The 20,085-nt window shown below is 64.1% G+C and carries 20 protein-coding genes; 16 read left to right on the forward strand and 4 right to left on the reverse strand.

The features are described from left to right. Nucleotides 1–233: 233 nt before the first annotated feature. Together BMW74_RS03840 and BMW74_RS03845 are read left to right on the forward strand one after the other, a co-directional pair. A complete protein-coding gene (locus tag BMW74_RS03840) occupies nucleotides 234–689 on the forward strand; it encodes an NUDIX hydrolase (RefSeq protein WP_093413905.1) in 456 nt (151 codons plus the stop codon). 368 nt (nucleotides 690–1,057) lie between these two features. Next, the gene (locus tag BMW74_RS03845) at nucleotides 1,058–1,558 is read left to right on the forward strand and encodes a PaaI family thioesterase (RefSeq protein ID WP_093413910.1); all 501 of its coding nucleotides are present in this window, start codon (nucleotides 1,058–1,060) and stop codon (nucleotides 1,556–1,558) included. Nucleotides 1,559–1,772: 214 nt separating this feature from the next. Here BMW74_RS03845 and BMW74_RS03850 read toward each other — a convergent pair whose 3' ends face one another. After that, nucleotides 1,773–2,483 (reverse strand): methyltransferase family protein, encoded by a 711-nt coding sequence (locus tag BMW74_RS03850; RefSeq protein ID WP_256562518.1) that lies wholly within the window; start codon nucleotides 2,481–2,483, stop codon nucleotides 1,773–1,775. Nucleotides 2,484–3,161: 678 nt separating this feature from the next. Between BMW74_RS03850 and BMW74_RS03855 the strand changes: the two genes are divergently transcribed. After that, the gene (locus tag BMW74_RS03855; protein WP_093413915.1) at nucleotides 3,162–3,434 is read left to right on the forward strand and encodes a hypothetical protein; all 273 of its coding nucleotides are present in this window, start codon (nucleotides 3,162–3,164) and stop codon (nucleotides 3,432–3,434) included. Between the two features lie 60 nt (nucleotides 3,435–3,494). Here the strand turns inward: BMW74_RS03855 and BMW74_RS03860 are convergent, their stop codons facing one another. From BMW74_RS03860 to BMW74_RS03870, 3 genes are read right to left on the reverse strand one after another with little or no spacing between them, the layout of a single operon-like run. After that, complete coding sequence (locus BMW74_RS03860; RefSeq protein ID WP_093413917.1) at nucleotides 3,495–4,106, reverse strand: hypothetical protein; 612 nt, start codon at nucleotides 4,104–4,106, stop codon at nucleotides 3,495–3,497. Next, entirely contained in the window at nucleotides 4,103–4,714 is a 612-nt protein-coding gene (locus BMW74_RS03865; RefSeq protein ID WP_093413919.1) for a hypothetical protein, read from the reverse strand. Before BMW74_RS03865 ends, BMW74_RS03860 begins: the two co-directional genes overlap by 4 nt. Then, entirely contained in the window at nucleotides 4,711–6,168 is a 1,458-nt protein-coding gene (locus tag BMW74_RS03870) for a PAAR domain-containing protein (protein ID WP_093413921.1), read from the reverse strand. The genes BMW74_RS03865 and BMW74_RS03870 overlap by 4 nt, the downstream gene beginning before the upstream one ends. Before the next feature lie 310 nt (nucleotides 6,169–6,478). Between BMW74_RS03870 and BMW74_RS03875 the strand changes: the two genes are divergently transcribed. The 13 genes from BMW74_RS03875 (at nucleotide 6,479) to BMW74_RS03935 (ending at nucleotide 19,516) form a co-directional block, all read left to right on the forward strand. Then, nucleotides 6,479–7,150: a GntR family transcriptional regulator gene (locus BMW74_RS03875; RefSeq protein WP_093413923.1), complete on the forward strand. Its 672-nt coding sequence runs from the start codon at nucleotides 6,479–6,481 to the stop codon at nucleotides 7,148–7,150. A 105-nt stretch (nucleotides 7,151–7,255) separates the two neighbouring features. Further along, complete coding sequence (locus BMW74_RS03880; RefSeq protein ID WP_093413925.1) at nucleotides 7,256–8,188, forward strand: 4-hydroxyproline epimerase; 933 nt, start codon at nucleotides 7,256–7,258, stop codon at nucleotides 8,186–8,188. Next, on the forward strand, nucleotides 8,185–9,300 hold the full coding sequence (locus BMW74_RS03885) for an NAD(P)/FAD-dependent oxidoreductase (RefSeq protein ID WP_093413927.1): 1,116 nt from the start codon (nucleotides 8,185–8,187) through the stop codon (nucleotides 9,298–9,300). Before BMW74_RS03880 ends, BMW74_RS03885 begins: the two co-directional genes overlap by 4 nt. Further along, entirely contained in the window at nucleotides 9,293–9,529 is a 237-nt protein-coding gene (locus BMW74_RS03890; protein ID WP_093413929.1) for a 2Fe-2S iron-sulfur cluster-binding protein, read from the forward strand. Before BMW74_RS03885 ends, BMW74_RS03890 begins: the two co-directional genes overlap by 8 nt. After that, a complete protein-coding gene (locus BMW74_RS03895) occupies nucleotides 9,526–10,782 on the forward strand; it encodes an NAD(P)/FAD-dependent oxidoreductase (RefSeq protein WP_093413931.1) in 1,257 nt (418 codons plus the stop codon). The genes BMW74_RS03890 and BMW74_RS03895 overlap by 4 nt, the downstream gene beginning before the upstream one ends. A gap of 74 nt (nucleotides 10,783–10,856) precedes the next feature. After that, nucleotides 10,857–11,606: an AraC family transcriptional regulator gene (locus BMW74_RS03900; protein WP_093414825.1), complete on the forward strand. Its 750-nt coding sequence runs from the start codon at nucleotides 10,857–10,859 to the stop codon at nucleotides 11,604–11,606. A 369-nt stretch (nucleotides 11,607–11,975) separates the two neighbouring features. Next, entirely contained in the window at nucleotides 11,976–12,794 is an 819-nt protein-coding gene (locus BMW74_RS03905; protein WP_093413933.1) for an ABC transporter substrate-binding protein, read from the forward strand. Between the two features lie 10 nt (nucleotides 12,795–12,804). After that, complete coding sequence (locus BMW74_RS03910) at nucleotides 12,805–14,583, forward strand: cis-3-hydroxy-L-proline dehydratase (protein WP_093413935.1); 1,779 nt, start codon at nucleotides 12,805–12,807, stop codon at nucleotides 14,581–14,583. Further along, nucleotides 14,576–15,241 (forward strand): amino acid ABC transporter permease, encoded by a 666-nt coding sequence (locus BMW74_RS03915; protein WP_093413937.1) that lies wholly within the window; start codon nucleotides 14,576–14,578, stop codon nucleotides 15,239–15,241. Before BMW74_RS03910 ends, BMW74_RS03915 begins: the two co-directional genes overlap by 8 nt. 10 nt (nucleotides 15,242–15,251) lie before the next feature. Continuing rightward, nucleotides 15,252–15,902 carry an amino acid ABC transporter permease gene (locus BMW74_RS03920; protein ID WP_093413939.1) on the forward strand — a complete coding sequence of 217 codons (651 nt, stop codon included), beginning with the start codon at nucleotides 15,252–15,254 and terminating at the stop codon, nucleotides 15,900–15,902. Next, entirely contained in the window at nucleotides 15,895–16,617 is a 723-nt protein-coding gene (locus BMW74_RS03925; protein WP_093413941.1) for an amino acid ABC transporter ATP-binding protein, read from the forward strand. The genes BMW74_RS03920 and BMW74_RS03925 overlap by 8 nt, the downstream gene beginning before the upstream one ends. Before the next feature lie 270 nt (nucleotides 16,618–16,887). Next, the gene (locus BMW74_RS03930; RefSeq protein ID WP_093413943.1) at nucleotides 16,888–17,805 is read left to right on the forward strand and encodes a dihydrodipicolinate synthase family protein; all 918 of its coding nucleotides are present in this window, start codon (nucleotides 16,888–16,890) and stop codon (nucleotides 17,803–17,805) included. A 139-nt stretch (nucleotides 17,806–17,944) separates the two neighbouring features. Next, nucleotides 17,945–19,516, forward strand: coding sequence for an aldehyde dehydrogenase (NADP(+)) (locus BMW74_RS03935; RefSeq protein ID WP_093413945.1), 1,572 nt, complete (start codon nucleotides 17,945–17,947; stop codon nucleotides 19,514–19,516). Nucleotides 19,517–20,085 lie beyond the last annotated feature (569 nt).

The raw sequence follows: 20,085 nt of genomic DNA on the forward strand, positions 1-20,085 counted from the left end.
GCGATGGGTTTGGCTCGAACTGGCTGGCCCCGTCATCCGGCTTTGATTCTTGCCGAGCGCCCGCCCGGATCACAGAGCGAGGTCGGCCAAAAGGGGATCGTAATGGCCAAAATCCATGACCGTTTGTATGGGCATGCGCCGCACCTCAGTCATCGACCGATTGAGCGCAGCGCCCCATGGCGCCGGTATACTGCGCGCCGTTTTGTATCGCTCATATCAAGGAAAGATCCGCCATGCGTGAACGTCAATCGGCCCGGCTGCTGGTCATCAGTCCCACCCAACACCTGCTGCTGTTCCGCTTTGTCCATAAGCACGGGGCACTGGCGGGACAGGACTACTGGGCCACACCCGGCGGTGGCGTCGAAGACGGTGAAACCTTCCAACGCGCCGCGATACGCGAACTGCGCGAGGAAACCGGAATCGAAGTCGACCGCGTTGGCGACCCGGTGGCCCAGCGCGACTTTCCCTTGCAGTTGCCCTGCGGGGAAATCGTCCGGTCGCTGGAGCAGTACTACGTTGTACACGTCGGCAACGAGCAAGTGTCACGCACGCAATGGACCGCCCAGGAAGTCGAAGTGATGGCCGATCATCATTGGTGGTCGGCCGAGGAGCTGAGATCGACACAGGCAACCGTCTGGCCCCAGGATTTGGTCGAGACATTGGTGCGTGAGGGGGTGTTCAAGGCTTGAGCCAGGGGGATCGTTCGCCCCCCCTCGTCCTTCGATAGGGTCCTGACTGTCGAACGTTCGTGTACCCGGCTGATGAACGTCTTGTGAGGCGCGTTGAAGTTTATCTGTCTGGGTTTTATGCAGACCTGAAAGCGGGGGCGGATGAATAGATCGGATAAATAGATCCGTCCCCTTTTCTAATGGCGTTATTTAGAACCGGGGGGCGGCGGCTGGCTACTGTCAGATCTTACAGGTCGGGGTGGGTTTTCGATGAGCGGTCGATAGGTGCCCTGCCCCCTTCACGAGCACGTTTACGCTCACACGTGATGCTACTTCCTGATGAAATCCGCTAGGCTTGGCCTCTTTCATTGCCCAGGACGGACCCCGCCATGTCGACACACTCGCCTTCCCTGCAAGACAGCGCCGCGCCCGAAGGCGTGTGCTATGGCTGTGGCGGTCGCAACCCCCACGGCCTGCACATCAAGAGCCGTTGGGATGAAGACGGCGTGCACGTGGTGGCCGAACACCTGCCCGAAGCCAAATACTGCGGCTGGCCGGACCTGGTGTACGGCGGCTTGATCGCCATGCTCGTGGACTGCCACTCCAACTGGACCGCCATGGCCTACCACTACCGCAACGATGGCCGCGACGTGGGCACCCTGCCCCGCATCGACTGTGTCACCGGCAGCCTGGGCATCAAGTTCATCAAACCCACGCCGATGGGCGTGCCGCTGACCTTGCGAGCCAAAGTCGAAGGTGAGGTCGGGCGCAAGAGCCGGGTGATCTGCGAGGTGTATGCCGGCGACGTGCTGACCGCCATAGGCGACTCGGTGTTTGTGCGGGTCGATACCGGGTTGTTGTCGGCGCAGGCCCATGGGCGCGAAGCGTGACATTAGCGTCCCTTCATGCCGGCACCGCCATCGAAACCGCGCTCTGCCCCGACGTCGCTCCGGGGGCCGGGCGGGCACTGCACTCAGCCACGCTGCACGGTGGCTCACCCAACCGTAGCGCGCAGGAGCGAGACGTCATCGTCATCCAATTTGGCCTGCGCTCCTCAACGCTGCGTTGCCAGGCAAACGACGTCATGTCCCTGGCAGCGCACCGTCACCACAGACCCGGTACCAACCGCCAGCGTACCCGCCGCGCATACTCGGCATACCCGGCCAGCTCGGCGTGTAGCATCTGGTCCTCCCAGGCGGTGCGCAGCACCAGCAACCCCGCCGTCAACGCGGCCGGCACCAGCGCCCAGAACGAACCCAGCGCCAGGGCCATGCCGAAAAACAGCAACAGCGCGGCGACGTACCCGGGATGGCGCACAACCCGATAGGGACCGCTGTCGATCACGTGATGATGACGCTCGGACTGAAGGCGCACGCCGGGCTCGAAAAACGGATTGACCGCCTGCGCCCAGGTCGCCAACGCGAGCCCCAGCACAATGCCGGCATAGCCGAGCCACACCACTGCGGCCGGTGCCGCCGCCCCGTGAAACCGCCCAGCATCGAACGCGCCGACCGGCAGCACGGTCGTCATCAAGGGCAGCATGAGCCACAGCAGGGCTTTGTCCCAGCCCTTGGTACCCGCCTGGACGCGGCTGCGGGCGCGAAAGATCACCGGATTGACCTTGGCCAGTATCCCCGCCGAGACCACAAAACCCAGCAGCAGAACCGCGATAAACACCCACCCCGGCCACCAGGCGAAGCTACCGGCCGGCAGGAAGATCAACACCAGCAGCGCCAACGGCACGCCGACGGCGTAAGTGATGGCCATGGCCCGCGACATCGGGCTGGGGTCTTGGGGCAGTTGGGAGGTTTCCATGGCCGCAATGGTTCACCTGTGGGGAATGGTGATACCCCTCAGTATCGACCACAAACCGCACCGATGACGCCGCACTGACGACGGACCGAGTGGGTGTTGAACACGCTCGTGCAGGATGACCCCTTGTGGGAGCGACAGCGCATCCAACATCGCCAGTGACTGAACCATCGCTTTCGCGGGCAAGCCCTCTCCCACGGGTTTTGCGGTGTGGCGCGGGTAGCATTGACGCCAGAGATCCCTGTGGGAGGGGGCTTGCCCGCGAAGACGTCAGCACATCCAGCATCAGGACTGGCTGACACACCGCTTTCACCGGCAAGCCGCTCCCACGGGCGTTTTGCTTAACGCGTTGGGATTGGCCGTGGTGGGCCCTGACCGGTCCTACACATTCTTGGGAATCCCTCGCCTTGTCCGCTGATCCAATGCCGCTTATAGTCCGCCCCGTCGCCCCCATTGGCGACTCAGGTTTGGCGACCTGATCGATCGGGTGCAAAAGCTCTGTGCTTTTTTGCAGACGCTGTTGCACGCTCGCAAAGCTGTCTTTATGGCAGCTGTGCGCGGGAGACCTTCGGGTCTGCCGGTATTCCGATCCCGGTTCGCCAACCTGCGTACAGCTGCCACCCAATCGTTTGGCGACGATTGCAGTGCAGTCCACTTTGCATTGATCGGAGCTTCAAAAACATGGACAGATACATGCCCCTCACCGGAATCGACCTGATCCCGGCCTCGTTGCTCATCGACACCCAAGCCCCCCTCGACGTCCTGCATGCCACGGCCGACTACCGCATCCGCACCGTCACCCAGGTGCTGGAAAACATCGCCTTTCGCGCCGACATCGAAAGCGACACCGTCGTGCTCGCCGACTTCGCCAAGCTGCTGGCCATCCCATTGCGCGACGGCTGCGACGTGCTGGACGTGATCGGCAGACGCTTACGGGCCCAGGCGACGCCGTGAATGAAAACAGGCGCCTGGTTGGGCGCCTGCTTCATGACTCAAGCCACCGAGGGCGGCGTTTCACGGCTTCACCCACGGCCTGCCAAGGCCGAGCGTGATGAGATAGCGCTCTTGAGTCGGGTGCCTGTCGTCCTTGAAGCGGCGAACCCCCAACCTAATCTGATACTGCTCACCCGCTTGCCAGTAGGTCTTCCCCCCTCTCCTTACGTTCTGTAACTGGGCACGCCATTGGGGGGTGTCGGCAAACGCTGGAAAGTCCGGCCGGGTAACGGTCCAGCCGACTTGGCGCCATTGTTCCTGCAAGTCCAGTACAACCTTTAGCGTGTCGTCGAGTAGCAGGGGTTCGATTTGGGGGGACATGCGGACACTGTTGATTGTCTCATCAGGCCTATGGATAACCGCAAAAAAACGAGCCGGAGGGGTTTCAAACGCGTATTGCGGGTCTATGAAGCGTAGACGGGCATCCGCCCCGGGAATGCTGAACGATACGTCACCAGCAATAGCCGGACCAATTTTAGCGCTGGAACGCTGACGCATGTCCTCCCAAGGCTCGCCAATCACCAACGCGATCTCTTTTTCTGGCAGTACCCCAATGACCGCCCAGACGATGACAACCCCAATTGCCAATGCAAGTCCACCGCGTCGCCAGCCGACACGTCGCAACCCTCTCATGGCTTCACCCAAGGCCTGCCAAGGCCAAGTGTGATGAGATAGCGCTCTTGAGTCGGGTGCCTGTCGTCCTCAAAGCGATGGACCACCAGCATGACCTGGTACTGATCACCGGCTTGCCAGTAGGTCGTCCCACCTCTCCTTACGTTCCGCAATTGAGCACGCCATTGGGGGGTGTCGGCAATCGCTGGAAAGTCCGGCCGGGTAACGGTCCAACCGCCTTGGTGCCATTGTGCCTGTAAATCCAGTATGACCTTGAGGGTGTCGTCAAGCAGCAGCGGTTCGACTTGGGGCGACATGCGGACACCGGTAGCTCGTTCATCGCTATTGAAATTAATGGTGAAGAAGCGAGCCTGTGGAGTGACAAACCCGTACTGGGGATCGATCAAACGCAGGCGCGCATCCGATCTGGGAATGCTGAACCAATGATGCCCAGCAATCGCCGGACCAATTTTAGCGCTGGAGCGTTGGCGCATGTCTTCCCACGGCTCGCCCATCACCAGGGCGATCTCCTTCTCTGGCAGTGCCCCAATCGCCGCCCATGCAACAACGCCAATGGCTGCCAGCCATACCCCACGGCGCCTCCAACTCATCCGCTCAAACCAGTTCACCGCACACCTCGACCGAAGGCGATGTCCCGAATGGCCTGTTCGATCAGGCTGTGCTGATGCGCGTCACGTAACAGTTCGTCAAACTGCGCCGCTGCCCGGAGCACAAAGGCCATGCGTTGATCAAGATTGGACAGGTCGGCAAATGGGCTGCCGCTAAAACCAATGGTGCGTCCGTCATCGACCCGACGGCATTGGCTGGCCAGTGTCAGTTCGATGGCTTGAGTGGCGCCGGGCAAGAGATTGGTGACATGGGCGAGATGGTTGCCATACAGCAGGGCTACCAGCTTGGGGTTGCTGTACATCGCTGGTTGCAGGATGTTGGCTTGTTCGTGTGTGGCAAGCCACTTAACACTTTCGGCAATGTTGCCAGCCTCAATTGCCCTGAAAGCGAGCAGGATCTCCTCATGATCATTTCCGAACTCCAGCGTCTGCTGCCCCACCGGCCACAACACTGCCGGCCACCCATCCCCATAAATTCCCTGCCGCGCCGGCAAGCACTTCTCCAGCTTCTCCAGCCCCCGATCCAGGTAGAACGCATGCAGTGGATACACATCCAAGAACAGCGTGGTGTTACCCATGGCCAGTAGGTCATGCACATGCTGGAGGTTCTGCTGCACAAGCGACTGCTCTTCACCCGCGAGCCTTAAATCAATGCTCGACAGCGGGTTGTCACGCAGGGCCTGCTCGTACTCGCGTTGCGCCCGCTCGTCATGCCCGCCAAACAGGGTCAAGCCAAAAAAGCTCATCCGCCGTTTGGCGCTCTCGACCATGCGCTCTGCGGCATCCGTCTGGGCTTGAACCTTCTCGATGGAGTCGGCGGCGTGCAGCAAACCGCAGCCCACCTGTTTGGAGGCGAAGGCCGCAAGCCCCGCCCATTGCAAGCGTGGGTCGCGTAGCCAGAGCGTGGCGTAGGCCGCATTGATCGCCCGGTTGCGCGCCTTGGGGTCGGCGATCAGCACGCCGTCTGGCGCGACGATGGCTTCGGCTCGCTGTTGATAGGTGTACCAGATGTTCTCGCACGAAACCCCTGATACGGGGTACGCAGATGCCCTGGATGGGCTCGGTGCTGGCGCGACATTGACTGGGCGCGGCGCGACCGGTGCCGGAGCTGGCGCTGGGGTGGCGACGGCCGCACGGGGAGCCGCCGCGGCGCTGCTGGCCTGCGCTGCAGGGTCGGGCCCCTCATACGTAGAGCCCGTAAAAGAGGCCATGAACCTGGCCCGACAAGGGCAACTGCTGACGCTGTCCAGCGTACCGGCGACCCGCCGGCCGGAACTGCTGATGAAGGACACCCCGCCCCTGATCTGGTAGGTCTTACCGTCCTTGCCGCACGACACCCGATCCCCATCACGAGAATGGGCAAAGCCGAACATCATGACCAATGAATCCGCTTCCAGCACCGTGCCGCCGCAGGTGGTCTTGTCCCCTTGGCGAATGAAATAGCCGGTGGCCATTACGTGCTCTCCTTCCCGACAGGTTGTTGACCCGACTCAGGATCGAGTCGGCCAACGCACCCTACGGCGTCAGAAAAGCCATTCAAAGCCGTCAAGAACGAACAAGAAATGCCCTACATGAAACTCAGAATCTTGCGCAAAAACAGCGAGAAAGAATCACTTTTTTCTGTACGAAAAGACTATTTACCACTCCTGAAACGTCTCAACGTGCTCCCCATCCCCTGTTGCGAAAAAACCGTCGGGCTGGCCGAAGGACGATAAATCGAATTTCGTATACTCTATCCGCACCTCATTCCGAAGATTCGCCGCCGTGAACCTACCCAAACTCAATGCCCCCGACCTTGGCAACACGCCGTCCACCTCGGAGATCATCACCCATCATCTGCGCGACGCTATCGTCGCCGGGCATTTTGCCGAAGATGAGCCGATTCGTCAGGACGACATTGCCCGCCAGTTCAACGTCAGCAAGATCCCGGTACGCGAGGCCCTCAAGCGCCTGGAGGCCGAAGGGCTGGTGATGTTCCAGCGCAATCGCGGGGCGATGGTCACGCGTATCTCCGACGCGGAGCTGGCGCAGATGTTCGAGGTACGCATGCTGCTCGAAGACAAGGTGCTGCGCCTGGCCATTCCCAACATGACCGAGGCCACCTTCGCCCGCGCCGAGAGTATCTGCCAGGAGTTCGTCGGCGAAGACGACGTCGGCCGCTGGGCCGAGCTCAACTGGCAATTGCACGCGTGCCTGTACGAACCGGCGCAACGGCCGTTCCTGGTGAGCCTGATCCGTTCGGTCAATGACAAGCTGGAACGCTACCTGCGCATGCAGATGAGCCTGTCGGCCGGCAAGGACCGCGCCGATCACGAGCACCGCGACATCATCCAGGCCTGTCGGGCCGGTGATGTCGACCTGGCGGTGAAGCTGCTGGACGAGCACATCGCCGGCGTCTGCCAGACCCTGTTCGAACACCTGCCGCACGCCCATTGAGCCCTGTGCCGATTTCGTCATCGGCACCGGGTAAATCCATCAAGCCGCCACCGCGCTGCACGGGCCACTCTTTCGCTCACTCATCTGAACGGACGTGGCCCCCCCATGAAACGCATCACCGTGATCGACTCCCACACCGGCGGCGAACCGACCCGCCTGGTGACCGCCGGGTTCCCTGACCTGGGTAACGGCAGCATGGCCCAGCGGCGCCAGCTGCTGGCCGAGCAGCACGATCAATGGCGCGCCGCCTGTGTGCTGGAACCCCGGGGCAGCGACGTGCTGGTGGGCGCCCTGCTCTGCACCCCGGTGGACCCCAGCGCGGTCGCCGGGGTGATTTTCTTCAACAACACCGGCTACCTCGGCATGTGCGGCCACGGCACCATCGGCCTGGTGGCGTCCCTGGCGCACCTGGGCCGGATTGGCCCGGGCGTGCACCGCATCGAGACCCCGGTGGGCACCGTGCAGGCCACGTTGCACGAGGACCAGTCGGTGAGCGTGCGCAACGTGCCGGCCTACCGCTACCGCAAGGCGCTGGCGCTGCAGGTCCCGGGCATTGGCGAGGTCGTGGGCGATATCGCCTGGGGCGGCAACTGGTTCTTCCTGATTGCCGACCATGGCCTGTCGGTGACCGGCGATAACCTCGATGCCCTGACTGCCTACACCTACGCTGTCCAGCAGGCGCTGGAGGTCCAGGGGATTCGCGGGGAAGACGGCGGCTTGATCGATCACGTCGAACTGTTCGCCGACGACGATCAGGCCGACAGCCGCAACTTCGTGCTCTGCCCCGGCAAGGCCTACGACCGCTCGCCCTGTGGCACCGGCACCAGCGCCAAGCTGGCGTGCCTGGCCGCCGACGACAAGCTGCAACCGGGACAGCTCTGGCGCCAGGCCAGTGTGATCGGCAGCGAGTTCGAAGGTTCCTACGAGGTCCAGGGCGAGCGCATTGTGCCGACCATTCGCGGCCGCGCGTTTATCAGCGCCGAAGCCAGCCTGATCATCGAACAGGACGACCCGTTCGCCTGGGGCATTCGCCTGTGAGCCAAGGCCGGGTCGCCGATGTGATCGTGATCGGCGCCGGGATCATCGGCGCCGCCTGTGCCCAGGCCCTGGCCCGACGCGGCGTGCAGGTGCTGGTGCTCGACGCCGGTCTGCCCGGTGCGACGGCAGCCGGCATGGGGCACTTGCTGGTGCTCGATGACAACCCGGCCGAACTGGCCCTGAGTCAATATTCCCTGCAACGCTGGCGCGAACACGCCCCCGACCTGCCCGAGGACTGCGCCTACCGCAGCAACGGCACCCTGTGGCTGGCGGCCAATCCCGAAGAAATGGCCGTGGCCGAAAGCAAATACCTCAACCTGCGCGCCCAGGGCGTGGCCTGCGAACGGGTCGGCGCCAGCGCCCTGCGCGTGCGTGAGCCGGCCCTGCGCGAGGGGCTGGAAGGCGGCCTGCTGATCAATGGCGACGGCATCCTCTATGCGCCGGCGACGGCCAACTGGATGCTCGCCGAGCCCAACATCCGCCAGCGTCGGGCGCGTGTCACCGAAGTGGACGGCCACCGCGTCCGCCTGGACGACGGCCAGTGGTTGAGCGCCGACGCGGTGGTGCTGGCCAATGGTATCCAGGCCAATGAGCTGTGCCCGGAGCTGCCGATCGAGCCGAAAAAAGGCCACTTGCTGATTACCGATCGCTACCCGGGCACCGTCACCCACACCCTGGTGGAATTGGGCTACGTCACCAGCGCCCACAACGCCAGCGGGCCCTCGACCGCCTGCAACATCCAGCCGCGTCCCACCGGGCAACTGTTCATCGGCGCCTCGCGGCAATTCGGCACCACCGATCCGCAGGTCGAAGGCTGGATGCTGTCCAAAATGCTCAAGCGCGCCGCCGAGTACATGCCGGCCCTGGCCCAGCTCAATGGCATTCGCGCCTGGACCGGCTTTCGCGCCGCCAGCCCCGACGGCCTGCCGCTGGTGGGCCAGCACCCGCAGCGCCAAGGCCTGTGGCTGGCGGTCGGCCACGAGGGGCTGGGCGTGACCACGGCCCCCGGCACCGCCGATTTGCTGGTGGCGCAGTTGTTCAACGAAACCCCGCCCCTGGCCGCCCAGCCCTATTTGCCCCAGCGTTTCCTTGGAGAACCGGCCCATGCCTGATGTGCTGCTAGACGGTCGTACCCTGCGCGTGACCGAAGGCACCAGCGTCGCCGCGGCCCTGGCACTGGCGGGCGATGGCTGCACACGCACCTCGGTCAGCGGCCAACGCCGCGCCCCGCTGTGCGGCATGGGCATTTGCCAGGAATGCCGGGTGACCATCGACGGTCGTCGGCGCCTGGCCTGCCAGACCCTGTGCCGCGAAGGGATGCATGTGGAGACCCACCCATGAATGAATACGCCGACTTACTGATCATCGGGGCCGGCCCCGCCGGGATGAGCGCCGCCCTGGCCGCGGCCCCCAGCGGGGCGCGCATTGTGGTGCTGGACGACAACCCGCTGCCGGGCGGGCAGATCTGGCGCGATGGCCCCAACGCCCATCTGCCCGCTCAAGCCCGCCGCCTGCGCGAACGCTTGGAGGCCTGCCACAGCATCCACCGTCACCCCGCCACCCGGGTGATCGCCAGCCCTGGCGCCCAGCAACTGCTGGTGGAGAACGACGAACGCGGCTGGCTGATCCGCTATGACAAGCTGATCCTGTGCACCGGTGCCCGGGAGTTGCTGCTGCCCTTCCCCGGCTGGACCTTGCCCGGGGTGACCGGTGCCGGCGGCTTGCAGGCGCTGATCAAGGGCGGCGTGCCGGTGCACGGCCAGCGTGTGGTGATCGCCGGTTCAGGGCCGTTGCTGCTGGCCAGTGCCGCCACCGCCAAGCAACACGGCGCCCAGGTGCTGCGCATCGCTGAACAAGCCTCATCCCAGGCCGTCGCCGGGTTCGCCGCGCAACTGCCGCGCTGGCCCGGCAAACTGCTGCAATCGTTCAGCCTGTTCGACCGCCATTACCGCACCGCCACCCATGTCCTGGCCGCCTTGGGCACCGATCGTGTGGAAGGCGTGCGCGTGCAGCAGCACGGCAAGGTCGTCGAGATGGCATGTGATCGGCTGGCCTGTGGCTTTGGCTTGATCCCCAACATTCAATTGGCCCAAGCGCTGGGGTGCGCGATTGCAGGCCAGGCCATCGCCGTCGATGCCTGGCAGGCCAGCAGCCGCGCCGATCACTACGCCGCTGGCGAGTGCACCGGCTTTGGCGGCAGTGAGCTGGCGCTGGTGGAGGGCGCGATTGCCGGGTACGCGGCGGTCGGCAACCAGGACGCGGCCCGTCATTTGTGGCCACGCCGGGCGCGGTGGCAGGGTTTCGCCAAGGCACTGAACCACGCCTTTGCCCTCGACCCACGGCTCACATCCCTGGCCCAGCCCGACACGCTGGTGTGCCGCTGCGAAGACGTGCCGTACTCGGCCCTCGTCGGCCATGCGGATTGGCGTTCGGCCAAGCTGGCCAGCCGTTGCGGCATGGGCGCCTGCCAAGGCCGGGTGTGTGGCGGCGCGGTGCAACAGCTGTTCGGCTGGCAGCCTTCCGCGCCTCGGCCACCGTTCAGCCCGGCGCGCCTCGAGACCTTGATGAGCCTGGACGACACCCCGCCGGCATGAATCGCGTGCCGGGGGTTTCGGGCGACCTGCCGAGTCTTTATGATCCGGGGGGTTGCCATCAGACTGCCAGCGCCATGTTCCCCTCGCTCAACACCCTGAAACCCTGCGACCTGCCGACGCTCATCGCCAGCCTGCAGCCGATTGCCGCGCTGCTCGATACGCTGACCGACGTGGTGTTTTTCATCAAGGACGTCGAGGCCCGCTACGTCTTCGTCAACCAGACCCTGGCCCGGCGTTGCGGGGTCAAGCACGCGGATGAACTACTGGGCAAGACCGCCGAGTGCGTCTTCCCGCAGCGTTTCGGCCCGCTCTACACCGAACAGGACCGGCGCGTATTGGCCAGCGGCCGGGAGTTGACCGATCAACTGGAGCTGCACCTGTACTTCGCCAACCAGCCAATCTGGTGCCTGACCCATAAACTCGCCCTGCGCGACACCCAGGGCCAGGTCGTCGGCCTGGCGGGCATCTCCCGCGACCTGCAAGCGCCACAATCCAGCCACCCGGCGTTCCAGAAGCTGGTCGCCGTCGACGCGCACATCCGCAAGCATTTCGCCCGCCCCATCAGCCTCGCCGAGCTGACCGCTCTCGCCGGGTACTCGGTGGCGCAACTGGAGCGCCACTGCAAGCGCGTGTTCCAACTCACACCCCGGCAGATGATCCACAAGGCCCGGCTGGAGGAAGGTTCGCGGCTGTTGCTGCACAGTGAGCTACCGATCACCGAGATCGCCCTGCGCTGCGGCTACACCGACCACAGCGCCTTCAGCCGCCAGTTCCGCGCGCTGACCAGTTTGTCCCCGAGCCAGTATCGCGAGAGTCCGCGCTAGGCCTGGACGACACACAACCCCCTCCTCGTGGGAGCGAGCCTGCTCGCGATAACGTCGTGTCAGTCGACATCCCAGCCCACTGACAAACTGCATTCGCGAGCAGGCTCGCTCCCACACGTTCTGTGCCCCAGTGTTCCTTAAAGGTGCGCCTCCACACTCACTGCTCCCATCTGTAACACCTGCCCCCGATGGTCTCGTCGCCATGCTGTCACTCTGCCTTTAACCACCTCGCTGCAAGTCCCAAGGCGTAAGGCCTGCTGATTAATTCTCGGCCCCGGGAAAAACAGGCACGCTCATTGCTAAATAAATATCGTATACGAAATCCCCAATACGACACTCAACAGCACTTTTCTTCCCAACGAGGCCTCTATGAAAAACCCCGCATTTGCCGTAGCCCTCAGCGCTGTTCTCAGTATCCCGTTCATCGCCACGGCCCAGGCCGACAAGCTCGACGACATCATTGGTTCGGGCAAGCTGCGCTGCGCCGTGACCCTGGACTTCCCACCCATGGGCTCGCGCGATGAAGCCAACAACCCGGTTGGTTTCGACGTCGACTACTGCAAGGACCTGGCGAAGGTGCTGGGGGTCGATGCCGAAATCGTCGAGACGCCGTTCCCGGATCGTATCCCGGCCCTGGTGTCCGGGCGCGCCGACATCATCGTCGCCTCCACCTCCGACACCCTTGAGCGGGCCAAGACCGTGGGCCTGACCGTGCCCTACTTCGCCTTCCAAATGGTGGTGCTGACCCGCGACAACACCGGCATCAATACCTTCGAAGACCTCAAGGGCAAGCCCGTCGGTAACACCAGCGGCACCTATGAAGCGATTGCCCTGGAGAAAAACGTCAAGCAATGGGGCAGCGGCAGCTTCCGCGCCTACCAGTCGCAGAACGACACCCTGCTGGCCGTCGCCCAGGGCCATATCGACGCCACGGTGGTCACCAACACCGTCGCCGCCGCCACCCTCAAGTCGGGCAAGTACAAGGGCCTGAAAGTCGTCGGCAACGCGCCGTACGTGATCGACTACGTGTCCCTGGGCGCCAAGCGTAATGAGTATGGGCTGCTCAACTACCTCAACCTGTTCGTCAACCAGCAAGTACGCACCGGCCGCTATAACGAGCTGTTCGTCAAATGGGTCGGCACCGAGATCCCACCGGCCAACCTGACCGTGCCACAGGTCTACTACTAAGGTGTCCGGCATGCCTGGGGTCACTTCTCTATCCGGCCGTAGCCTGGTCGCTGGCCGCGCGCAGGGCGAACTGTTGTTCGCCGATGTCGGCCTGAGCTTCTGGGGCGGCGTCGATTCGCTCAGCGGGGAAATCATCGATCGCCACCACCCCTTGAGCGGCCAGCACCTGGCCGGCCGGGTGCTGGCGATTCCCAGCGGCCGTGGCTCGTGCACCGGCAGCAGCGTGATGATGGAGTTGATCAGCAATGGTCACGCTCCCGCTGCGCTGGTGCTGGCCGAGCCGGATGAGATCCTGACCCTGGGCGTACTGGTGGCGCAGACGATTTTCGCGCGTTCCCTGCCGGTGCTGTGCATCGGCGCGCACGCCTTCGCCACCTTGCGTGGCAAGGCGTTCGCCCGCGTCGAAGGGCATGCGCTGAACCTGTTCGAAGGCCTGCCCGGCGATCACTGGCAGGCCGGCGACAAACCGATTCAAGACGATCCGATCCACGCCTCACTGCAACTCACTGAATACGACCAGGCCCTGCTCGCGGGTCAACACGGCAAGGCCGCCCAGGTGGCCATGCACATCGTGTTGCGCATGGCCCAGCTACAAGGCGCCACCCAGCTGATCGACGTGACCCAGGCCCACATCGACGGTTGCATCTACACCGGCCCCGCCAGCCTGCGTTTTGCCCGGCAACTGGTGCAATGGGGGGCGAAGGTGCGGGTGCCGACCACCCTCAACTCCATATCCGTGGACCAACGTCGCTGGCGCGAATTGGGGATCGACCCGGCGCTCGGCGAGCCCGCCAGTGCCCTGGGTGATGCCTACATGGCGATGGGTGCGCAGCTCAGTTTCACCTGTGCACCGTACCTGCTCGACAGCGCGCCGAAGGCCGGCGAGCAGATCGTCTGGGCCGAATCCAACGCGGTGGTCTACGCCAACAGCGTGCTCGGCGCCCGGACCCTCAAGTACCCGGACTACCTGGATATCTGCATCGCCCTCACCGGCCGCGCGCCGCTGATTGGCTGCCACCTGGACGCCCCGCGCAAGGCGCGCCTGCAAGTGGAGTTGCCGGCGCTGGGCGATCTGGACGACGCCTTCTATCCGCTGCTGGGCTACCACGTCGGCGCGCTGGCCGGCAGTCGCATCCCGCTGGTGCTGGGGCTGGAACACCGTCAGCCGAGCCTGGACGACTTGAAAGCGTTCGGCGCCGCATTTGCCACCACCTCGGGCGCGCCCCTGTTCCATATCGCCGGGGTCACCCCCGAGGCCATCGACCCGGCGCAGGCGGTGGACGCCGGGATCGCGATCCCGGTTGAACGCATCGCCCTGGCCGACCTGCTGCGCAGTTGGCGCGAGCTCAACAGCGCCCGCGACAATCAGGTGCAGGTGGTGTCGCTGGGCAACCCGCATTTCTCCCTCAGCGAATTCGCCGCCCTGGCGCGCCTGTGCCACGGACGCCACAAGCACCCCGACGTGGTGCTCGCCATCACCTGCGGCCGGGCAGTGCTGGAACAGGCGCGGGCCGCTGGACACATCGGCGTGCTCGAGGCCTTTGGCGTCACGCTGGTGACAGACACCTGCTGGTGCATGCTCGGCGAGCCGGTGATCCCGCCCGCCGCGACCACCTTGATGACCAACTCGGGCAAGTACGCCCATTACGCACCGGGCCTGGTGGGCCGCCAGGTGCACTTCGCCAGCCTGGCCGAGTGCGTCGACGCGGCCTGCACCGCCACCGCCAGCGGGCGCCTGCCCACTTGGCTACAACCTGCCGAACCACTGGAGAGCCCCGCGCATGTTTGACTACACCTTCCAATGGCGCGCGGCCCTGCGCGCCCTGCCGGACATGCTGGCCGGCGCCCTGGTGACCTTCGAGACCGCCGCGCTGGCGATGATCTTCGGCACGCTGATCGCCCTCGCGCTGACCGTCATGCGCGAAGCCAAGAACCCGCTGTTGCGCGGTTTCGGCGAGGCCTGGGTATCGATTGCCCGCAACACCCCGTCGCTGTTCCAGATCTACGTCCTGTACTTCGGCCTTGGCTCCCTGGGTTTGCATGTCAGTTCGTGGCTGGCGCTGATGGCCGGGATCACCTTCAACTGCGCCGGCTACCTGGCGGAGAACTTTCGCGGCGGCCTCAAGGCGGTGCCCGAGACCCAGGTGCGTGCGGCCCGTTCCCTGGGCATGAGCGCGTTCCAGACCTATCGCATGATCATCGTCCCGCAACTGCTGCGCATCGTGTTCTATCCGCTGACCAACCAGATGGTGTGGGCGGTGCTGATGACGTCCCTGGGAGTGATCGTCGGCCTGAACAACGACCTGACCGGCGTGACCCAGGACTATAACGTCAAGACCTTCCGCACCTTCGAGTACTTCGCCATTGCTGCGGTGCTGTATTACCTGATCGCCAAGGCCATCGTCGGGACAGCCCGACTGCTGGCCTGGCGGTTGTTCCGCTACTGAGGAGTCGTCCATGTTTTCCACCAGTTTTTCCTGGAACGACCTGCTGTTCCTCCTCGAAGGCGCCTGGGTCACCCTGCAACTGACGTTCTGGTCGATCATGCTCGGCTCCGTCGCCGGGCTGTTGTTCGGCTTGCTGCGCGCCCTGCTGCCACGGGTCAGCCTGCCGCTGGCGTGGGTGCTGGATGTGTTTCGCAGCGTGCCGCTGTTGATCCAGTTCGTACTGTTCAACTCGCTCAAAAGCATCGTCGGCCTGAACATCTCGGCCTTCAGCGTCGGTTGCATCGTGCTGGGGGTGTACGCCGCCGCGTACTTCACCGAGATCGTGCGCAGCGGCGTGCTCTCGGTGCCGCTGACCGTGCGCCGGGCCAGCCGCTCCCTGGGGTTGAGTTACTTGCAGGACCTGCGCTGGATCGTCCTGCCGATGGCGTCCCGCGTGGCATTCCCCGGCTGGCTGAACCTGGTGCTCAGCGTGATGAAGGACACCGCCCTGGTGATGTGGATCGGCATCGTCGAGCTGCTGCGCGCCTCGCAAACCATCGTCACGCGTATTCAAGAACCGCTGCTGGTGCTGTGCATCGCAGGCCTCATTTATTACGTCATGAGCCTGGTGGTTGCCCGCCTCGGTGCTCGCCTGGAAAGAAGGTGGCAAGAAAATGATTGAGATCGACAACGTACATAAATCCTTCGGCGACCTGGAAGTGGTCAAGGGCGTCAGCCTGACGGTGAGCAAGGGCGAGGTGGTGTCGATCATCGGCGGCTCCGGCTCCGGCAAGTCGACGCTGTTGATGTGCATCAACGGCCTGGAGCCGATCCAAAAGGGCAGCATTCGCATCGATGGGATTGAGGTGCACAACAGCGCCACCAACCTCAATCGCCTGCGCCAGCGCATCGGCATTGTGTTCCAGCAGTGGAACGCCTTCCCCCACCTCACGGTGCTGGAGAACGTGATGCTCGCCCCGCGCAAGGTGCTGGGTAAAAGCAAGCAAGAGGCCGAGGAACTGGCGGTGCGGCAACTGACCCACGTGGGCCTGGGCGACAAGCTCAAGACCTTCCCCGGCAAGCTCTCGGGCGGCCAGCAGCAACGCATGGCCATCGCCCGCGCCCTGGCCATGTCGCCAGACTACATGCTGTTCGACGAAGCCACCTCGGCGCTGGACCCCCAGCTCGTGGGCGAGGTGTTGGACACCATGCGCATGCTCGCCGAAGACGGCATGACCATGGTCCTGGTGACCCACGAAATCCGCTTCGCCCGCGATGTCTCCGACCGCGTGGCGTTCTTTCGCAACGGCCTGGTGCATGAGATCGGCTCGCCAGACCAGGTCATCGGCAACCCGGTGCATGCCGAGACGGCGGCGTTTCTCAAGTCGGTGAAGTAGCGCGCGGCATCTTCGCCGGCAAGCCGGTCTCGCTCCATTGGCCGGTGTTGACCATGGGTGGTGTGTACACCACAGACCCGGTGTGGGAGCGAGCCTGCTCGCGAAAGGTTGATTCGTATAGGAGCGAGGCTGTCCGCGAACAGGCCCCAATCACTGATTCCCCTGACAGGCGGTCGTAAAACCAGCGTTTTGCCGGAAAAAAGCACTAGTCGATTACTGGCATTTAAAATATCGTATACGAAATACAATTAACGAACCGGAGGCAACAACATGAGCAAGCGCATTAACTGGAGTGGCGTGTTCCCCGCCGTCACCACTCAATTCAACGATGACTTCTCGATCAACCTGGAAAAAACCCACCAGGTGATTTCCAACGTGATTCGCGATGGCGTCTCGGGCCTGGTGGTGTGTGGCTCGGTGGGGGAAAACACCTCGCTGAGCGCTGAAGAAAAAATCGCCGTCACCGAAGTCGCGGTCGACGCGTCCCGGGGCCGGGTGCCGGTGATCTGCGGTGTGGCCGAGTTCACCAGCGTGCAGGCGGCCAAGGTCGCCAACGCCGTGCGCAGGGTCGGTGTCGATGGCGTGATGCTGATGCCGGCGCTGGTCTACGGCTCCAAGCCATTCGAGACCGCCGAGCACTACCGCTACGTGGCCAAGAACGCCGACGTGCCGCTGATGGTCTACAACAACCCGCCGATCTATAAGAACGACGTGACCCCGGACATCCTGATCTCCCTGGCCGACTGCGACAACGTGGTGTGCTTCAAGGATTCTTCGGGTGACACCCGCCGCTTCATCGACGTGCGCAACGAAGTCGGCGACCGCTTCGTGCTGTTCGCCGGCCTCGATGACGTGGTGCTGGAGAGCATCGCCGTCGGCGCCGAAGGCTGGGTCTCAGGCATGTCCAACGTGTTCCCGAAAGAAGGCGAGACCATCTTCCGCCTCGCCAAGGCCGGGCGTTTCGCCGAGGCCATGCCGATCTACGAATGGCTGATGCCGATCCTGCACCTTGATGCCCGCGCCGACCTGGTGCAGTGCATCAAGCTGTGTGAAGCCATCGCCGGTCGCGGCAGCGCGCTGACCCGTCCACCGCGCCTGGCCCTGCCGCACGCGGATCGCGAGTTCGTCGAACGCATCATGGCCAAGGCCCTGGCCAACCGTCCGCAGTTGCCGGACGTCGGTCTCTGAGTGATTGCCTCTCTGTGGGAGCGAGACCGGCTTGCCGGCGATGGCGGCCTATCAGTCAAACCTGATGGCCTCATCGCCGGCAAGCCGGTCTCGCTGCCACAGGGTCCGATTTCACCCTGCTTACAACCGGAGCCCTTTCATGCCCGATATCCTCGGCCACAACTACATCGGCGGCGCCCGTAGCGCTACCGGCAGTGTCACCCTGCACAGCCACGACGCCACGACCGGTGAAGCCCTGCCCTACGCCTTCATCCAGGCCACTCCAGAGGAAGTGGATGCCGCCGCCCATGCCGCCGCCGCCGCTTACCCGACCTTTCGCAACCTGCCGGCCACGCGCCGGGCCGAGTTCCTGGAAGCCATTGCCGCGCAACTGGATGCCTTGGGCGCAGACTTCGTCGCCCTGGTCACCCGGGAAACTGCCCTGCCCGGCGCGCGTATCCAGGGTGAACGCGCACGCACCAGCGGCCAGATGCGCCTGTTTGCCCAGGTGCTGCGCCGTGGCGACTTTTATGCTGCGCGTATCGACCACGCCTTGCCCGAGCGTCAGCCGCTGCCTCGGGTCGACCTGCGCCAGTACCGGATCGGTGTCGGTCCGGTCGCGGTGTTTGGCGCCAGCAACTTCCCGCTGGCCTTCTCCACCGCCGGTGGTGACACCGCCGCCGCATTGGCCGCCGGGTGCCCGGTGGTGTTCAAGGCCCACAGCGGCCACATGGCAACCGCCGCATTCGTGGCCGATGCGATCCTTCGCGCCGCCGAGCAGACCGACATGCCCAAGGGTGTGTTCAACATGATCTACGGTGCGGGCGTCGGCGAGGCGCTGGTCAAGCACCCGGCGATTCAGGCGGTGGGCTTCACCGGCTCGCTCAAAGGCGGTCGCGCCCTGTGCGACATGGCCGCTGCACGGCCGCAACCGATTCCGGTGTTCGCCGAGATGAGCAGCATCAACCCGGTACTGGTCCTCCCCGAAGCGCTGCGCGTGCGCGGTGAACACATCGCCCGCGAGCTGGTCGCATCGGTGGTGCAAGGGTGTGGCCAGTTCTGTACCAATCCGGGGCTGGTGATCGGGATTCACTCACCCGAGTTCACGGCCTTCACTGCGCTGCTCGCCACGTTGATGAGCGAGCAGCCAGCGCAAACCATGCTCAATGTCGGAACACTGCGCAGCTACGAACGCGGCGTGTCGGCCTTGCTCGATCACCCTCACGTGACTCGCCTCGCGGGCCAGACTCAACACGGCAACCAGGCTCAGCCGCAGGTGTTCAAGGCGGCTGCCAGCGTGCTGCTCAAGGGGGATCCGCTGCTGCAAGAGGAAGTGTTCGGCCCAGCCACCGTCATCGTCGAAGTGGCCGATAAGGCTGAGTTGCAGCGCGTGCTCAACAGCCTCCACGGCCAGCTCACCGCAACGCTGATCGGCGAGGCGCAGGACCTGCAGGCACACAGCGACCTGCTGGTGCTGCTGGAACAGAAGGTTGGCCGGGTGCTGTTCAACGGCTACCCGACCGGCGTCGAAGTCTGTGATGCGATGGTCCATGGCGGCCCCTACCCTGCGACCTCCGATGCGCGGGGCACCTCGGTTGGTAGCCTGGCCATCGAGCGTTTCCTGCGCCCGGTGTGCTACCAGAACTGCCCTGACGCGCTGTTGCCCGACGCGTTGAAGAATGCCAACCCGCTGGGGATTGCGCGGTTGGTGGATGGCCGCATGACTCACTAAACAACCGCCGGCCACAGGGGATCTGATTCCTGTGGGAGCGGGCTTGCTCGCGAAAGCGGTGGATCAGCATGCCAAGAGGCTGGCTGTACCAGCCTCTTCGTGAGCAAGCCCACTCCCACCCTTGACCTTCACTTCAGTGAACACAATATTCGTGTACGGCGCTGATTCCTGTGGGAGCAACTGTCTTAGTCATGCCGCTCGTCACCGCCATCGCGAGTAGGACTCTGGGTTGAGCCCGTAGGAACGAGGCTTGCCCGCGAACCGGCCAACCCATTCAACATCGATGTCGTCAGGCTTACCGCCTTCGCGGGCAAGCCTTAATGCCAGTCAGTTAAGGCGCCAAACCTGTGGGAGCGAGCCTGCTCGCGAAGACGGCAACACAGCCAACATCTCCGTTGACTGACCTACTGCTATCGCGAGCAGGCTCGCTCCCACGCGGGTTTCGCTTAACTGACTGGCATTAGGGCAAGCCTCGCTCCTACAAGGAATTGAGCTGCTCCCCGGATGTGTGTTCGCCGTGGACCAGGGTGGGTGGGCTTGCTCGCGAAAGCGGTGGATCAGCATGCCAA

The sequence above is a fragment of the Pseudomonas sp. ok272 genome (assembly GCF_900109995.1).
In the GTDB taxonomy this organism is placed as follows: Bacteria; Pseudomonadota; Gammaproteobacteria; order Pseudomonadales; family Pseudomonadaceae; genus Aquipseudomonas.

What these genes read in the sequence shown, in the direction of transcription:
- BMW74_RS03840 (WP_093413905.1), top strand. Translation starts at nt 234, where the DNA reads ATGCGTGAACGTCAATCGGCCCGGCTGCTGGTCATCAGTCCCACCCAA.
- BMW74_RS03845 (WP_093413910.1), top strand. Translation starts at nt 1,058, where the DNA reads ATGTCGACACACTCGCCTTCCCTGCAAGACAGCGCCGCGCCCGAAGGC.
- BMW74_RS03850 (WP_256562518.1), bottom strand. Translation starts at nt 2,483, where the DNA reads ATGGAAACCTCCCAACTGCCCCAAGACCCCAGCCCGATGTCGCGGGCC.
- BMW74_RS03855 (WP_093413915.1), top strand. Translation starts at nt 3,162, where the DNA reads ATGGACAGATACATGCCCCTCACCGGAATCGACCTGATCCCGGCCTCG.
- BMW74_RS03860 (WP_093413917.1), bottom strand. Translation starts at nt 4,106, where the DNA reads ATGAGAGGGTTGCGACGTGTCGGCTGGCGACGCGGTGGACTTGCATTG.
- BMW74_RS03870 (WP_093413921.1), bottom strand. Translation starts at nt 6,168, where the DNA reads ATGGCCACCGGCTATTTCATTCGCCAAGGGGACAAGACCACCTGCGGC.
- BMW74_RS03880 (WP_093413925.1), top strand. Translation starts at nt 7,256, where the DNA reads ATGAAACGCATCACCGTGATCGACTCCCACACCGGCGGCGAACCGACC.
- BMW74_RS03890 (WP_093413929.1), top strand. Translation starts at nt 9,293, where the DNA reads ATGCCTGATGTGCTGCTAGACGGTCGTACCCTGCGCGTGACCGAAGGC.
- BMW74_RS03895 (WP_093413931.1), top strand. Translation starts at nt 9,526, where the DNA reads ATGAATGAATACGCCGACTTACTGATCATCGGGGCCGGCCCCGCCGGG.
- BMW74_RS03900 (WP_093414825.1), top strand. Translation starts at nt 10,857, where the DNA reads ATGTTCCCCTCGCTCAACACCCTGAAACCCTGCGACCTGCCGACGCTC.
- BMW74_RS03905 (WP_093413933.1), top strand. Translation starts at nt 11,976, where the DNA reads ATGAAAAACCCCGCATTTGCCGTAGCCCTCAGCGCTGTTCTCAGTATC.
- BMW74_RS03910 (WP_093413935.1), top strand. Translation starts at nt 12,805, where the DNA reads ATGCCTGGGGTCACTTCTCTATCCGGCCGTAGCCTGGTCGCTGGCCGC.
- BMW74_RS03915 (WP_093413937.1), top strand. Translation starts at nt 14,576, where the DNA reads ATGTTTGACTACACCTTCCAATGGCGCGCGGCCCTGCGCGCCCTGCCG.
- BMW74_RS03920 (WP_093413939.1), top strand. Translation starts at nt 15,252, where the DNA reads ATGTTTTCCACCAGTTTTTCCTGGAACGACCTGCTGTTCCTCCTCGAA.
- BMW74_RS03925 (WP_093413941.1), top strand. Translation starts at nt 15,895, where the DNA reads ATGATTGAGATCGACAACGTACATAAATCCTTCGGCGACCTGGAAGTG.
- BMW74_RS03930 (WP_093413943.1), top strand. Translation starts at nt 16,888, where the DNA reads ATGAGCAAGCGCATTAACTGGAGTGGCGTGTTCCCCGCCGTCACCACT.
- BMW74_RS03935 (WP_093413945.1), top strand. Translation starts at nt 17,945, where the DNA reads ATGCCCGATATCCTCGGCCACAACTACATCGGCGGCGCCCGTAGCGCT.